Source organism: Sphingomonas sp. CFBP9019, from assembly GCF_034045155.1.
In the GTDB taxonomy this organism is placed as follows: Bacteria; Pseudomonadota; Alphaproteobacteria; order Sphingomonadales; family Sphingomonadaceae; genus Sphingomonas; species Sphingomonas aerolata.
The window spans coordinates 14,212-29,602 of sequence record NZ_JAXCWK010000005.1 but is presented as its reverse complement, the minus strand read 5'-3'; the positions used below and the strand labels follow the sequence as shown (position 1 = coordinate 29,602).

10 protein-coding genes are annotated in these 15,391 nt (G+C 68.8%); 8 read left to right on the top strand and 2 right to left on the bottom strand.

Annotation, left to right across the window (positions count from 1 at the left end):
* Positions 1 to 11: 11 nt before the first annotated feature.
* The 6 genes from SOM18_RS15240 to SOM18_RS15215 all read left to right on the top strand — a co-directional run bounded on the left by SOM18_RS15240 (position 12) and on the right by SOM18_RS15215 (position 8,937).
* Complete coding sequence (locus SOM18_RS15240) at positions 12 to 1,778, top strand: DEAD/DEAH box helicase (protein WP_056409192.1); 1,767 nt, start codon at positions 12 to 14, stop codon at positions 1,776 to 1,778.
* Between the two features lie 252 nt (positions 1,779 to 2,030).
* Positions 2,031 to 2,507: a YaiI/YqxD family protein gene (locus tag SOM18_RS15235; RefSeq protein ID WP_031440833.1), complete on the top strand. Its 477-nt coding sequence runs from the start codon at positions 2,031 to 2,033 to the stop codon at positions 2,505 to 2,507.
* Positions 2,508 to 2,554: 47 nt separating this feature from the next.
* Positions 2,555 to 5,827 carry a PAS domain-containing protein gene (locus tag SOM18_RS15230; RefSeq protein WP_320481932.1) on the top strand — a complete coding sequence of 1,091 codons (3,273 nt, stop codon included), beginning with the start codon at positions 2,555 to 2,557 and terminating at the stop codon, positions 5,825 to 5,827.
* Positions 5,828 to 5,927: 100 nt separating this feature from the next.
* Positions 5,928 to 7,226, top strand: coding sequence for an Hsp70 family protein (locus SOM18_RS15225; protein ID WP_031440831.1), 1,299 nt, complete (start codon positions 5,928 to 5,930; stop codon positions 7,224 to 7,226).
* Positions 7,223 to 7,885 carry a hypothetical protein gene (locus tag SOM18_RS15220; RefSeq protein WP_320481931.1) on the top strand — a complete coding sequence of 221 codons (663 nt, stop codon included), beginning with the start codon at positions 7,223 to 7,225 and terminating at the stop codon, positions 7,883 to 7,885. The genes SOM18_RS15225 and SOM18_RS15220 overlap by 4 nt, the downstream gene beginning before the upstream one ends.
* Complete coding sequence (locus SOM18_RS15215) at positions 7,882 to 8,937, top strand: AbrB family transcriptional regulator (RefSeq protein WP_042467687.1); 1,056 nt, start codon at positions 7,882 to 7,884, stop codon at positions 8,935 to 8,937. Before SOM18_RS15220 ends, SOM18_RS15215 begins: the two co-directional genes overlap by 4 nt.
* An 84-nt stretch (positions 8,938 to 9,021) precedes the next feature.
* Here SOM18_RS15215 and SOM18_RS15210 read toward each other — a convergent pair whose 3' ends face one another.
* Complete coding sequence (locus tag SOM18_RS15210; protein WP_031441691.1) at positions 9,022 to 10,359, bottom strand: sigma-54-dependent transcriptional regulator; 1,338 nt, start codon at positions 10,357 to 10,359, stop codon at positions 9,022 to 9,024.
* Entirely contained in the window at positions 10,356 to 12,116 is a 1,761-nt protein-coding gene (locus tag SOM18_RS15205; RefSeq protein WP_056679588.1) for a sensor histidine kinase, read from the bottom strand. The genes SOM18_RS15210 and SOM18_RS15205 overlap by 4 nt, the downstream gene beginning before the upstream one ends.
* Before the next feature lie 230 nt (positions 12,117 to 12,346).
* On the opposite strand from SOM18_RS15205, the gene SOM18_RS15200 reads away from it, so the two are divergent.
* Both SOM18_RS15200 and SOM18_RS15195 read left to right on the top strand, forming a co-directional pair.
* The gene (locus SOM18_RS15200; protein WP_260171256.1) at positions 12,347 to 13,693 is read left to right on the top strand and encodes a dicarboxylate/amino acid:cation symporter; all 1,347 of its coding nucleotides are present in this window, start codon (positions 12,347 to 12,349) and stop codon (positions 13,691 to 13,693) included.
* 61 nt (positions 13,694 to 13,754) lie between these two features.
* Positions 13,755 to 15,299 carry an alginate export family protein gene (locus SOM18_RS15195; RefSeq protein WP_320482065.1) on the top strand — a complete coding sequence of 515 codons (1,545 nt, stop codon included), beginning with the start codon at positions 13,755 to 13,757 and terminating at the stop codon, positions 15,297 to 15,299.
* Positions 15,300 to 15,391: the final 92 nt, after the last annotated feature.

Genomic DNA, 15,391 nt, shown 5'->3' with positions numbered 1-15,391 from the left:
TTAGGACGTACATGCCTTTTTCAAATATTCCGTCGCTTCTTTCCGAAGCGCTCGCCGCGCGTGGCTATACCGCGCTCACCCCCGTCCAGGCGCATGTGATCGAGGAGAATGCGGTCGGTCGCGATCTCGTCGTGTCCGCACAGACCGGTTCGGGCAAGACCGTCGCGTTCGGCCTCGCCATGGCCGGCGAACTGCTCGGTGAAGCAGGCGAGGACGGCGTCCAGCGCCTGCCAGCGCCGCACAAGCCGCTTGTGCTCTGCATCGCCCCGACGCGCGAACTCGCGCTGCAGGTCAGCCGCGAGCTGATGTGGCTCTATGCCAAGGCGGGTGCGCGCATTTCGACCTGCGTCGGCGGGATGGATGCCTCGAAGGAGCGTCGCAGCCTCGCGCACGGCGCGCATATCGTCGTCGGCACGCCTGGCCGTCTGCGCGACCATCTCGAGCGCGGCGCGCTCGACCTGTCGGCCCTGAAGGTCGCGGTGCTCGACGAAGCCGACGAGATGCTCGACATGGGCTTCCGCGAGGATCTCGAGCAGATCCTCGACGCGTCGCCCGAGCAGCGCCGTACCCTGCTGTTCTCGGCGACGATGCCGCGGCCGATCGTCGCGCTTGCCAAGCGCTACCAGCGCGACGCGGTGCGGATCTCGACCGTCGGCGAGGATCGCGGTCATGGCGACATCTCGTACCAGGCCGTCACGGTCTCGCCGTCCGAGATCGAGCATGCGGTGATCAACCTGCTGCGCTTCCACGAAGCGGAGACGGCGATGCTGTTCTGCGCGACGCGCGATAACGTCCGCCATCTGCATGCGAGCCTGGTCGAGCGCGGTTTCGCCGCGGTCGCGCTGTCGGGTGAGCATTCGCAGAACGAGCGTAACGCCGCGCTCCAGGCCCTGCGCGATCGCCGTGCGCGCGTCTGCGTCGCGACCGACGTCGCCGCGCGCGGCATCGATCTGCCGACGCTCAGCCTCGTCGTTCACGTCGAACTGCCACGCGATGCCGAGACGCTCCAGCATCGCTCGGGTCGTACCGGTCGTGCGGGCAAGAAGGGCACCGCCGTGCTGATCGTGCCGTTCCCGCGTCGCCGTCGTGTCGACATGATGCTGAAAGGTGCGAAGATCAACGCGGAGTGGGTCAACGCCCCGACCGCCGAGGACATCCGGAAGAACGACCATGAGCGTCTGATCACGATGCTGATGCAGCCGGTCGAGGTCGAGGACGAGGATCGCGAGCTCGCGACCCGCCTGATGGCCGAGAAGACGCCTGAGGATATCGCCGCGGCGCTGGTGCACATGCACCGCGCGACGATGCCGCAGGCCGAGGACCTGATCGACCAGAGCAAACAGTCGGTCAGCGACGATCGTTCGCAGGGTCCGCGCGCGGGCTTCGAGGACACGGTCTGGTTCCGCATGGACATCGGTCGTCGCCAGAACGCCGATCCGCGCTGGATCCTGCCGCTGATCTGCCGTCGCGGGCACATCACCAAGTCCGAGATCGGTGCGATCCGCATCGGCCCGAACGAGACCGCGTTCGAGATCCCGCGCGCCGTCGCGTCGCGCTTCTCGGCAGCGATCCAGCGTACCGCGCAGGCGGGCGAAGAGGAGAGCGGCGTCGCGATCGAGGCGATGCAGGGCGCGCCCGAGAGCACCGCCCGCCATGCCGGCGGCGGTGGCCGCAGCAACGCGGGCGCCCCGCGCTCGACGCTGCACCGCGCGGCGCCGCGTGGCGGTCCGGCCCCGGCGCGCAAGGCGCCGTATCGCGGCAATCGCGAGCGTAGCTGAACCTGCCGCCTTCCGTTCGTGCTGAGCGACGTCGAGGTACCCCGGCCTGGGGCATGCCCTTCGACTTCGCTCAGGGCGAACGGGGTGAGGGCGCGGGCCGGCCCCCGCGCCGTCATTCTGACGATGCCGGGAGCCTCATAGCCCCGTCATCCTGACGAAAGTCAGGATCCAGAGCCGCGGACGCCGTCCTGCTTGATCCTGGATCCTGACTTTCGTCAGGATGACGACGTTGGTGAAATCGGGAGATAGCCGATGACGACCGCACCCACCGCACCAAACGCCCTCCGCATCCTCGTCGACGCCGATGCGTGTCCCGTCAAAGACGAGATCTACAAGGTCGCGTGGCGGCACGAGGTGCCCGTCACCATCGTCGCGAACAGCCATTTTCGCGTGCCCGTCCACCCGCTGGTCAACCGCGTCGTCGTCAGCGACGGGTTCGACGCCGCCGACGACTGGATCGCCGAGCAGGCCGATGCGAAGGCGGTGGTGATCACCGCCGACATACTGCTCGCCGATCGCTGCGTGAAGGCGGGGGCGACCGTGCTTGCCAATACCGGCAAGCCGTTCACCACCAGCTCGATCGGCGGTGCGATCGCCACGCGCGCGATCATGGCCGATCTGCGCGCGGGCGGCGACGTGATCGGTGGGCCCGCACCGTTCTCCAAGGCGGACCGGTCGCGCTTCCTGTCCGCGCTCGACGCTGCGCTGGTGAGGCTGAAGCGCGGTTGAGCCACGCATGGCTCGACTTCCCCGGTCTCTCCGGGCACACATAGGTTATGCGTCCCCCTCTGCTCGATCGTGATGAACTGCTCGCGCGACAGGCGTTCCAACTCGCGCTGGTCGATCTGTTCCGGACGATGGCGCGGCCCGACGACATCATGGCGGCGGCCGCCGCGGCGCTGGGCTCGCATCTCGACGTCGCGCGCTGCGGCTATGACGAGGTGTTGGCGGACGGCGCGATGACCCGGGGCGTCGGCGACTGGTCGAACGGGACGCTGCCCGGCCTCGCCGCGACGCCAGACGGAGACGGAGACGGGGACGGGGACGCGGCGCTGGGCGCGGGCGTGATCGCCGATCTGCGGCGCGGGCTCACGGTGATCGTCGACGATTGCGCGACCGACGCACGTGCGCGTGAGCCGGCGACCGCGCGGTGCTGGGCGCAGGCCGGCGTCGGCGCACTGATCGCCGCGCCGCTGTTCCGCGACGGGCGGCTCGCGGCGGTCCTGTACCTGCACGAGGCCACGCCGCGCGACTGGACCAGGGCGGATATCGCGCTGGTCGAGGACGTCGCGCTGCGCACCTCGGACGCGGTCGACCGGGTGCGCGGTGAGATCGCGGTGAAGGCGAGCGAGGCACGCTATCGCTCGCTGTTCGAATCGATCGACGCGGGGTTCTGCGTGATCGAGGTGCTGTTCGCCGACGGCGCGCCATACGATTATCGCTTCCTCGAGGTGAACCGGGCGTTTGCGCGCAACACCGGGCTCGACGACATGATCGGGCGGACGATGCGCGACGTCGCGCCCGACATGGAACAGCGCTGGTTCGACCTGTACGGCCATGTCGCGACGACCGGCGAGCCGCTGCGGTTCGAGGATCCCGCCTCCGCGCTGCAGGATCGCTGGTTCGAGGTCTATGCCTACCGCGTCGATGCGCCCGAGCTGAATCATGTCGCGGTGCTGTTCAACGACATCAGCGAGCGCCGCCGCAACGAGGTCGCGCTGTCCGAAAGCCGTGAGGAGCTCGAACTCGCGACGCGGGTCGCGCGGCTGGGGCGGTTCGACTATCGGCCGGCGGACGGCATGCTGCGCTGGGACGACCGGTGCCGCGCGCTGTTCGGGATCCCGGCGGGCGCGCCGGTCGAGTACGAGTCCGCCTTCCTCGCCAATCTCCACCCCGACGACCGCGCAGCTGCCGATGCGCAAGTCGCCGCCGCGCTCGATCCGCGGGGCACGCGGATGTTCGATTCGGAATATCGCACGATCGGCCAGAGCGACGGCGTCGAGCGCCATATCGTCGCGCACGGCATCGCGTTCTTCGATGGCGATAGTCCGATCCGGCTGGTCGGGACGGTCGTCGACATGAGCGACGATCGCCGCGCACAGGCGGCGCTGCGCGAGACGAGCGAGCGGCTGCGGCTGGCCAGCCGCGCGACCAACGACGCGATCTGGGACTGGGACCTGCGGAGCAATTCGGTGCTGTGGAACGAGGCGCTGACGCGTGCCTATGGCCATGTCCTGCCCGATGCGAAGTCGACCGGCGACTGGTGGCTGGACCAGGTCCATCCCGAGGACCGCGCGCGGATCCATGCGAGCATCGATGCGGTAATTTACGGGCAGGACAGCGACTGGACCGACGAATACCGGTTCGCCTGCGCCGACGGCCGCTATGCCGATGTGCTCGACCGCGGCTACGTCATCCGCGACGAGGACGGCGCGCCGACGCGGATGATCGGCGCGATCCTCGACCAGTCGACGCGCAAGGCGGCGGAGCGCCAGCTGCGCGCGATCAACGAGGGACTGGCCGAGGCCGTCGAGGCGTCGACCGCGGACCGCGACCGGTTGTGGGAATTGTCGTCCGACATCATGCTGCGCGCCGAGTTCGACGGCACGATCGTCGCCGCCAGTCCCGCCTGGACCGACATGCTCGGCTGGTCGATGGACGAGATCGTCGGACGCCAGCTCTTCTCGCTGCTCCACCCCGACGACGTCGCGCATACCGGCCTGGCCGCGGCGGGGATCGCCCGCGGCGAGGCGGTCGCGCGGATCGACAATCGCTATGCCCACAAGGATGGCAGCTATCGCTGGATCAGCTGGGCGGCGCGGCCGGGCGACGGGCTGATCAACGCGGTCGGGCGCGACGTCACCGCGGACAAGGAACGCGAGGCGCAGCTGGCGCGCGCCGAGGATGCGCTGCGCCAGGCGCAGAAGATGGAGGCTGTCGGTCAGCTGACCGGCGGCATCGCGCACGACTTCAACAACATGCTCACCGGCATCCTGGGCGGGCTCGACATGGTCCGGCGCAACGTGCCCGAACCGCGCCCGGACAAGGTCGACCGCTATCTGGAGGCGGCGACGGTCTCCGCGCAACGTGCCGCCGGGCTGACGCAGCGGCTGCTCGCCTTTTCGCGGCGCCAGTCGCTCGACGTGAAGGCGACCGATGTCGACCGGCTGATCGCCGACATGGAGGATCTGCTCGCACGGACGCTCGGCGAGAATGCGCGGCTCGAGATCCGGCGGCAGGACGCGACCTGGCCGGTGACGACGGATGCCAACCAGCTCGAAAGCGCGCTGCTCAACCTCGCGATCAACGCGCGCGACGCGATGCCCGAGGGCGGGCGGCTGACGATCGAGACCGAGAACACGCATCTCGACGCGCACTATACCGAGGCGATCGGGGATCTGGCGCCCGGCGACTATGTCGCGATCGGCGTCAGCGACACCGGCACGGGCATGTCGAAGGCGGTGATCGAGAAGGCGTTCGACCCGTTCTTCACCACCAAGCCGATCGGGCAGGGCACCGGGCTCGGCCTGTCGATGATCTATGGCTTTGCGCGCCAGTCGGGCGGGCATGTCCGGATCTATTCGGAGGAGGGCGAGGGCACGACGGTCAAGCTGTACCTGCCGCGCTTCCACGGCACCGCCGCGGTCAGTGTGCCGACCGCGGACCGCGACCTGCCGCGCGCGGACGGCGAATGCGTGCTGGTGGTCGAGGACGATGTCGCGGTGCGGATGCTGATCGTCGATATCCTCGGCAGCCTCGGCTACGGCGTGATGGAGGCGGGCGACGCGCACGCGGCGATCCCGATCCTCGAGAGCGAGCGGCGGATCGACCTGCTGGTCAGCGATGTCGGCCTGCCCGGGATGGACGGGCGCCAGTTGGCCGAGGTCGCGCGGCGGCATCGCCCCGATCTGCGCATCCTGTTCGTCACCGGCTATGCCGAAAAGGCGGCGGTGCGCGGCGAATTTCTCGGTGCGGGGATGGAGATGATCACCAAGCCGTTCGCGCTCGACATGCTCGCCGAACGGATCCGCGAGATGGTCGCGCGCTGACCCCGGGCGAGCGCGAAGACGCGTCGCCCGCGACTTTACCGGTTGCCATCCCGGGGCCCCGGTCGGCATAGGCAGGCGCCACCCGCTCCCGGAGACCTTCATGCAAACGCCAGCCGCGAGTCCCGCACTGGGGCTCGACTTCGGCACGACCAACAGCGTCGTGGCGCTCGGGACGCCCGGCGGCACGCCCGAACTCGTGACCTTCGCCGCCCCCGCCGAGACCAGCCCGGTGTTCCGCTCCGCGCTCTGCTTCTGGCAGGACGACAGCGGCAAGGGGCTCGCGGTCGATGCGGGGCCGTGGGCGATCGCGGAATATATGGAATATCCGCTCGACAGCCGGTTCATCCAGTCGTTCAAGTCGGTCGCGGCGATGAAGACGTTCGAACAGGCCTCCGTCTTCGACAAGCGCTATCGCTTCGAGGAGATGGGCAAGCTGTTCCTCGACAAGCTGATCGCGCATGCGGGCGGCAAGCTCGACACGCGGCCGCAGCGGATCGTGGTCGGGCGACCGGTCGAATATGCCGGTGCGCGGCCCGACGAGGCGCTGGCGCGGACGCGCTACGACGCGATGTTCAAGGGGTTCGGCGCGGAGATCCATTATGTCTACGAACCGCTTGGTGCTGCGTACAGCTATGCGACGCGGCTGACCGAGCCCGCGACGATCCTGGTCGCCGATTTCGGTGGCGGGACGAGCGATTTCTCGGTCGTGCGCGTCGCCGAGCCGGGCGCGGCGCGACGCTGTACGCCGCTCGGCCATGCGGGCATCGGGATTGCGGGCGACCGGTTCGATTACCGGATCCTCGACCGTCTGGTGCTGCCGATGCTCGGCAAGGGCGGCGCGTACAAGTCGTTCGGCAAGGAGCTCGAGATCCCGCGCGCCTATTTCGCCGATTTCGCGGACTGGTCCAGGCTCGCGCTGATGCGCAACCGCAAGACGATGACCGAGCTCGAGCGGTTGCAGAAGACCGCGATCGACCCCGATGCGATCGGGCGGATGATCGCGGTGATCGAGAACGAGCTCGGCTACCCGCTGTACGACGCGGTGGGCACGTTGAAGCGCGCGCTGTCGCAGGGCGAGGACGCGCATTTCCACTTTGCGGGCGCGGGGCTGGAGATTGAGGCAGAGGTGACGCGCGCGCAGTTCGAGGGCTGGATCGCCGACGACGTCGCGCGGATCGAGGCGACGGTCGACCAGGCGCTGGCGGCGGCCAAGGTCGGCGGCGGCGATATCGACCGCGTGTTCCTGACCGGCGGATCGTCGCTGATCCCGCGGGTGCGGCGGATTTTCGTCGAGCGGTTCGGCGAGGCGGCGATCATGATCGGCGGCGAGCTGACCTCGATCGCGCACGGCCTCGCGCTGATCGGCGAGCAGGACGACATCGCGGCGTGGTCTGCATGATCCCGCGGGTTCTTCTCGGGACGGCGCAGGTGCCGGGCGGCGGCGAGTTGCGGCTGCTCCAGCGCGGCGCGGAATTCTCGATCATGCTCGGTGCGAACGAGCTGATGAACAGCCGGCTGAGCGGGTCCGAAGAGGCGCTGGCCGAGCAGGCGTGCGAACGGATCGGCGCGCGGCCGGGCGTGCGGATGCTGATCGGCGGGCTCGGCATGGGCTTCACGCTGCGCGCAGCACTCGCGCGGCTGGGGCCCGATGCCGAGGTGGCGGTCGCCGAGATCGTGCCCGCGGTGGTCGAATGGGCGCGCGGGCCGATGGCGGCACTGCACGGCGACAGCCTGACCGACCCGCGGACTCGGATCTTCGAGGGTGACGTGGCGGCGGCGATCGCGGACGGGGAGTGGGATGCGATCCTGCTCGATGTCGACAATGGCCCCGACGGGATTTCGCGGCCGGGCAACGACCGGCTCTACGGCGCTTCGGGGCTGGCGCGGGCGCGTGCCGCGCTGCGGCCCGGCGGGGTGCTCGCGGTCTGGTCGTCGGCGCCGAGCAAGCCGTTCGCCCGCCGGCTCGACGAGGCGGGGTTCGCGGTCGACGAGATCGTCGCACGCGCGACGCGCAAGGGCGGCGCGCGTCACGTGATCTGGTTCGCGACCAAGGCATGATCTGGCGCTGGGCTCTGCTGGTCGCGCTGTCGGCGCTGGTGGCGGGGGCGCTGGAATGGATCGGACTGCCCGCGGGGCTGTTGCTCGGACCGATGATCGCGGCGGTCGTGCTCGCGGTGCGCGGCTGGTCGCTGGGGGTGCCGATCCTCGCCTTTCGCGGCGCACAGGCGGCGGTGGGGACGCTGATCGCGGGGTCGATCACCACCGGGATCGTCGCGACCGTCGCGCAGCACTGGCCGGTGTTCCTCGCGGTCAATGTCGCGACGCTCGCGGCCAGCAGCGTGCTCGGCTATCTGCTCAGCCGCTGGCAGGTGCTGCCGGGGACGGTCGCGGTATGGGGTTCGACGCCGGGTGCTGCCAGCGCGATGGTGCTGATGGCACAGGCCTACGGCGCGGATTCGCGGCTGGTCGCGGTGATGACCTATACGCGCGTCGTGTGCGTCGCGGTCGTCGCCTCGGTACTGGCGGCAGTGATGGTCGGCGGCGGCAGCGGGCATCATCCGGCCGCGGCGTGGTTCGTGGGCGTCGATCCGGTCGCCGTGTTGCGGACGGTGGCGATCGCCGGCGTCGGCGCGGTTCTCGGCGTCAAGCTGCGGCTGCCGGCGGGCGCGCTGCTCGGACCTCTTGTGCTGGGCGGGGTGCTCAACGTCACCGGGATCGCGCAGCCGGTGCTGCCGCAATGGCTGCTCGCGATCAGCTATGCGGTGGTCGGGTGGAAGATCGGGCTGTCGTTCACGCGCGATACGCTCCGGGTGGCGGGCAAGGCGATGCCGCGGATCCTGCTGTCGGTCGGGCTGCTGATCGCATTCTGTGGCGGGATCGCGGCGGCGCTGACACGCTGGGCGGGGATCGATCCGGTCACCGCCTATCTTGCGTCGAGCCCCGGCGGGATGGATTCGGTCGCGATCATCGCCGCGTCGAGCCCGGTCGACGTGCCGTTCGTGATGGCGTTGCAGGTGATGCGGTTCCTGGGCGTCTTGCTGATCGGACCGCCGCTCGCGCGGTTCGTGGCGACGCGGCAGGGCGGGGTGGTGCCGGTCATTCCGACTTAGGGTAGCCATACCGCCGTCATCCTGACGAAAGTCAGGACCCAGAGCCACGACCGCTACCCCTGTAACCCTGGGTCCTGACTTTTGTCAGGATGACGGTTGGGACTTGGTCGGTCGATAGGCCTCGACGTCGATCTCGTGGCGTTTCAGCTTGTCGTAGAAGGTCTTGCGCGGGATGCCGAGTGCGGCGAGCGCGGAGCGGACGTCGCCGCTGACCTGATGCAACGTCGCGCGGATCGTCGCCTCCTCGAACTTGTCGACACGCGCGGGAAGCGGCAGGTCGCCATCCTCGTCCGCCGGCGCATCCGCCTCGACGCGCAGCACCAGCCGTTTCGCCAGATTGTCGAGCTCGCGGACATTGCCCGGCCAGTCATGCTGGCCGAGATAGGCGAGCGTCGCGGTGTCGATCGTCGGCACCTCGCGCCCGAACCGCTCGGCGGCCTGGTGCAGCAGATGCCCGAACAGCAGCGGCACGTCGTCGCGCCGTTCGCGCAGCGGCGGGATGCGCAGCCGCACCGCGTCGAGCCGGAACAGCAGTTCGGCGCGGAACCGGCCATCCTCGACCGCCTGGTCGAGCCCGGGTTTCGCCGCCGCGATCACGCGCAGGTCGAGCGCGCGGGGCAGGTCGCCGCCGACCGGCATGACCTCGCGCTCCTCGAGCACACGGAGCAGCTTGGCCTGAACCGCGGGCAAGGTGCTCTCGATCTCGTCGAGGAACAATGTGCCGCGGTTCGACGCCTCGATCCGGCCGGTGCGGGGCAGGCGTGAATCGCCGTCATGACCGAACAGCTCGATCTCCGCGACCGCCTCGGGCAGCGCGGCGCAGTTGACCGCCACGAACGGGCGCGAGCGGCGGTTGCTCCAGCGGTGGAGCAGCACCGCGACCAGCTCCTTGCCGGTCCCGGTCTCGCCCTCGACCAGCACGTCGATATCGGCCTGCGCGATCTGGCGCATCGTCTCGCGCAGCCGGACCATCACCGGGGTCTCGCCGATCAGCGGTTCGGCGCCGATCGTCTCCTCGGCGGCGGCGCGCAGCCGGCGATTGTCGAGGACGAGGCGGCGCATCTCGAGCGCCCGCCTCGCGCCCGCGATCAGGTGATCGGTCGCAAACGGCTTGGGGATGAAGTCGAACGCACCGTTCTTGAGCGCTGCGACCGCCATCGCGACGTCGCCGTGGCCGGTCATCAGCAGCACCGGGATCTCGTGATCGATCGCGGCGATGCGGCGGAACAGTTCGAGCCCGTCCATCTTGGGCATGCGGATGTCGGACACCACCGCGCCGTCGAATCCCGCATCGATCCGCGCAAGCGCGACGGTCGGGTCGCGCTCGGCGATCACCGCGATGCCGGCGAGTTCGAACGACTGTTCGAGCGCACCGCGCAGCACGTCGTCGTCGTCGACGAGCAGGACGCTCTGCTCACTCATGCTTTTACCAGGATCATGCGGAAGACGGCGCCTCGTGGAGCAGGGACGAGGTCGAGCGTGCCGCCGAACTCGGTCATGATGTCGCGCGCGATGCCGAGCCCGAGGCCAAGGCCGTCGGTCTTGCTGGTCGCGAACGGTGTGAACAGGTCGTCGGCGATGCCGGGATCGATGCCGGGGCCGTTGTCGGCGACGGTCAGCACGACATCGCGGCCCTTGCGCCCGACGGTGACGTCGACGCGCGCATCGGGCCGCTCGGCAACCGCGTCGAGCGCGTTCTGGAGCAGGTTGACGAGCACCTGTTCGAGGCGGACGCGGCCGGCGATCACGGTCAGCCGCGCCTCGGGCCCGCTCGGCAGGTCGAGCGTCACGCCCTTCGCCCGGAAGCGGTCGCCGATCAGCAGGCGGACGCCGTCGATCGCCGCGTCGAGCGCGACCGGGCCGATCGAGCCCGCGCCGCGCCTGGCATAGCGGCGCAGCCCCGCGGTGATCGTGCCGATCCGGCTGGTCAGCTCGACGATCGCCTGCAGGTTGGTCGCGGCGCGCGCGGGTTCGTCGCGCGCAAGGAACGCGGCGGCATTGTCGGCAAAGGTGCGGATCGCGGCGACCGGCTGGTTGATCTCGTGCGCGACGCTGGCGGTAATCGTGCCGATCGAGCCGACACGGTTGGCATGGGCGAGCTCCTCGCGTGCCTGGCGGAAGCGCTGGTCGGCGGCTTCGCGCTGCTCGACCTCGATCTGCAGCCGGTCCGCGGTGGCGCTGAGCTCGGCGGTGCGGCGTGCCACCTCGGCCTCGAGTTCGGCGCGCGCACCGGCGTTGCGCTTGCGGCGCTGGTGCAGCCACCATGCGCCGAGCATCGCCGCGATCGTCGCCAGCGCGGCGATCGTCGTCGCCGAGCGCGTCCGCACCGCCGCACTGCGCAGCGCCGCGTCGAGCGGCTCCATATGGACCAGATGCCAGCCCGCGATCGGCACGGGCAGCGACACCGTCACCGCAGGCGTCCCGTCGCCGAGGCGCGACCGGTCGTCCGCCAGCGTCAGCGGTGCGCGGAGCAGCGGCAGCGTGCCGAACTGCCGCGTCTGCGCGAGTGTCCGACGCCGCGCAGGGGATAGCGCGCGCGTCGTGTGGAATTCGAGTCGCGGGTCGCTGGAGATCAGGATCACGCCGTCCGCATCGACGACGAAGGTCGCCATGTGATCCTGGATCCAGGCCTGCGCGATGCGGTCGAACTCGACCTTGACGACGACGACGCCAAGCGGCCGTCCCGCGCGGTCGATCCGTCGCGAGAGATAGAGGCCGGGGCGTCCGCTGACGCTGCCCAGCGCGAAGAATTCGGTCGCGCCCGACGCCATCGCCTTGGTGAAATAGTCGCGGTAGCGATAATCATGGCCGAGAAAGCTGTCGGGGCGGTCCGCATTCGACGCGGCGATCGTCATCCCCTGTGTATCGAGCGCATAGATGACCGGTGCACCGGTGCGCGCCGCGAGCAGCGCGAGCTTGGCGTTGAGCGCCGGATCGACCGTGCCCGACGCGAGGGCCGCGCGGACATCGGTATATTCGCCGAGCATGACCGGGAGCAGGCGGTAGGTCTGCAGTTCCGCCTCAAGCAGCCGCAGGTTGCTGCGCGTCTGTTGCATCGCCCGGAGCCGGACCGCGGCAGTCGCATCCGCCACCGTCCGCCGGCCATAGACGGAGGCGACCACCGAGACGATCACGCCCAGCGCGGCGAACGCCATCAGCACCGCCAACGCGGTCGTCACCAGCGAGGATCGAGTCCGTCTCATCTGTGCGGATTATCACACAGATTCGTGTGACGCCATCGGCAAAAATGTGCATTTTCCGCACGTTCGAAGCATCGGTACGGAGCAAACTCACGCGAATCCAAGGGTTTGGCGTGCTTGACGTGATCACTTGTAGTCCGGGGTCCGGCCCGGCATTACCGCCCTCACTAACGTCCCGCGTGAGTGGACGAGACTTTCAGGAGGCGATGTTGACCCTACCATCCCAGACATATGCGGTCGCGGAAACGCCGGCACGCAAAGGCTGGACCAGCCAGCTCTATATCCAGGTGCTGATCGCGATCGCGCTGGGTGCAGCGCTCGGGCATTTCTATCCGACGTACGGCGCGGCGCTGAAGCCGCTCGGCGACGCGTTCATCAAGCTGGTGAAGATGATCATCGCCCCGGTGATCTTCCTGACGCTCGTCACCGGTATCGCGGGCATGAAGGAACTGGGCGCGGTCGGTCGCGTCGCGGGCAAGGCGTTCGCCTATTTCCTGTTCTTCTCGACGCTTGCCCTGATCGTCGGTCTGATCGTCGCCAATGTCGTCCAGCCGGGCGCGGGGATGAACATCGACGCCGCCTCGCTCGATACCAAGGGCATCGCCGACTATACGGTCAAGGCGCATGAGACGACGATCACCGGGTTCCTGATGAGCATCATCCCGGACACGATGGTCAGCGCGTTCACCGACGGCAACATCCTGCAGATCCTGCTGATCGCGATCCTGTTCGGCATTTCGCTGAGCCTGGTCGGCGAGCCTGCCAAGCCCGTGCTCAACTTCCTCGAGCGTCTCAGCCTGATCGTCTTCAAGCTGGTCGGCATCCTGATGCGCGCCGCCCCGCTGGGTGCGTTCGGCGCGATCGCGTTCACGATCGGCAAATACGGGATCGGCAGCCTCGCCAATCTCGGCGCGCTGGTCGCGACCTTCTACCTGACCGCGGCGCTGTTCGTCGTCGTCATCCTCGGCACCGTCGCGCGTCTGACGGGCTTCTCGATCTTCAAGCTGATCAAGTATCTGAAGGCCGAACTGCTGCTGGTGCTCGGCACCTCGTCGTCGGAGGCCGCGCTTCCGAACCTGATCCAGAAGATGGAGGCTGCGGGCTGCGAGAAGTCGGTCGTCGGGCTGGTCGTGCCGACCGGCTATTCGTTCAACCTCGACGGTACCAACATCTACATGACGCTGGCCGCGCTGTTCATCGCACAGGCGACGAACACCGACCTGACGCTGGGCCAGGAACTGCTGCTGCTCGTCGTCGCGATGATCTCGTCCAAGGGCGCCGCGGGCGTCACCGGTGCGGGCTTCATCACGCTGGCGGCCACGCTGTCGATCGTGCCGACCGTGCCGATCGCGGGCATGGCGCTGATCCTCGGCGTCGACCGCTTCATGAGCGAGTGCCGCAGCCTGACCAACTTCATCGGCAACGCGGTCGCGACGATCGTCGTCGCCCGCTGGGAAGGTGCGCTCGACCGCGACAAGCTGAACGCGGCGCTGTCGGGCCAGCTGCCCGAACTCGCACCGGCGCCGATCACGACCGCCGCCGCTCCTGCCGCATGATCCCGACGGGGCCGGCGCTGGCCGGCCCCGCGACCAGTACCGGATAGCTTTTGTGACCTCGATGATGATGCGCCGCGTGCGCCATGCGGCCGGCTTTGCCGTCGCGACCCTTCCCGCAATGGCGCTCGCCCAGGCCGCGCCGCAACAGGCTGCTCCCGAAAGCGCACCGCCCAAGGCGCGCGAACGGCTCGGTCCCGTGTCCAAGGACGCCGCCGGCACCAGCGCGGCCTCGCCGATCGCCGAGAGCTATCCCAATGCCGCGGTCGGCGACGGCGTCACCGCGGGCGGCTACAACCAGTCACGCTGGGCGGAGGACTGGTCGAAACTGCGCGACCCGGCCAAGCGCAAGGACATCATCGACCAGCTGAAATTCATCTCGATCGCCGCCGATGGCGACGTCTACCTGACGCTGTCGGGCGAGGCGCGGCTGCGCGTCAACCACACCACCAACCCCAATCTGCGCGACAGCGAGGCGCAGCGGCAGGACATCCTTCGCCTGTTCGGCGGCGCGGACCTGCATGTCGGCGAGCATCTGCGCTTCTATGGCGAGGTCGCGCACGGCACGCTCGAGGGTGAAAATCTCGGTAACGTGCTGCCGAACCTGCGCAACAAGCTCGCGGTGCAGCAGGCGTTCGTCGACCTGACGGGCACCGTCGCCGATGTCGATGTCGGGGTCCGCTATGGTCGCCAGACCTTTGCTGACGGGCCAAACCTGATGGTCGTGCCGCGCGACAACAACACGCTGTATTTCGGGTTCAACGGCTTTCGCGCCTGGGCGCGGACCGCGGGCGTGCGCGCCGACGTGTTCGACTTCAAGCCGACCGCCTACGGCACGCAGGGCACGCGCGACGACGATGCGGAAAGCGCGCGGCGCTTCTCGGGCATCTCGACCGGCGTCGTCCTGCCCGACACGCTGTTCGGCGGGTCGAAGCTCTATCTCGATCCGTTCCTCTGGCGGCTACGCAACCGCAACGCGGTCTGGGGCACCGACAATGCGCGCGAGGTCCGCAATTTCTACGGGCTGCATTTCTGGGGCGATGCGGGGCCGGTCAATCTCGACTGGACGGTCAATTATCAGGGCGGCAGCTATGATAACCGCTCGATCAAGGCGTGGCTGATCCTGCTCGCGCAGACCTACAAGCTCGGCAAGGGCCGCAACGCACCGCGCGTCGGCTTCCACGCGGATTATGCCAGCGGTGGTGGTGCCTATGGGAACGGCACGCTGCGCACCGCGCTCGCACCGTTCGGCAACAACATCTATTACAGCTATCAGCTGTTCGCGACGCCGACCAACCTGATCGCGGTCGCGCCGAACGTCAGCTTCACCGTGCTCGACAAGTTGCGCCTGACCGCGGAATATCAGCTGTCGTGGCGCGATTCGCAAAATGACGCGGTGTACCGCGCCAATGGCAGCGCCTTTGCCGGCACGCAGAATGTGTCGGGCAGCAAGATCGCCGACACGATCCGCTTCCAGGCGGTCTATCCGATCTCGTCGCGGCTGTCCTTCACTGGCCGTTACGAGCATCTGATCGCGGGGTCGTCACTGACCCGCGCCGGGTACAAGAACTCGGACTTCCTCGCCGGCTGGCTCAGCTACCGCTTCTGATGACCTCGATCCTCCCCCTGGCGGGGGAGGATCGTGACGGCACGCGATACCGTCAGGATTAACCTGCGTCGCACCCACCCGTATTTTCCGTC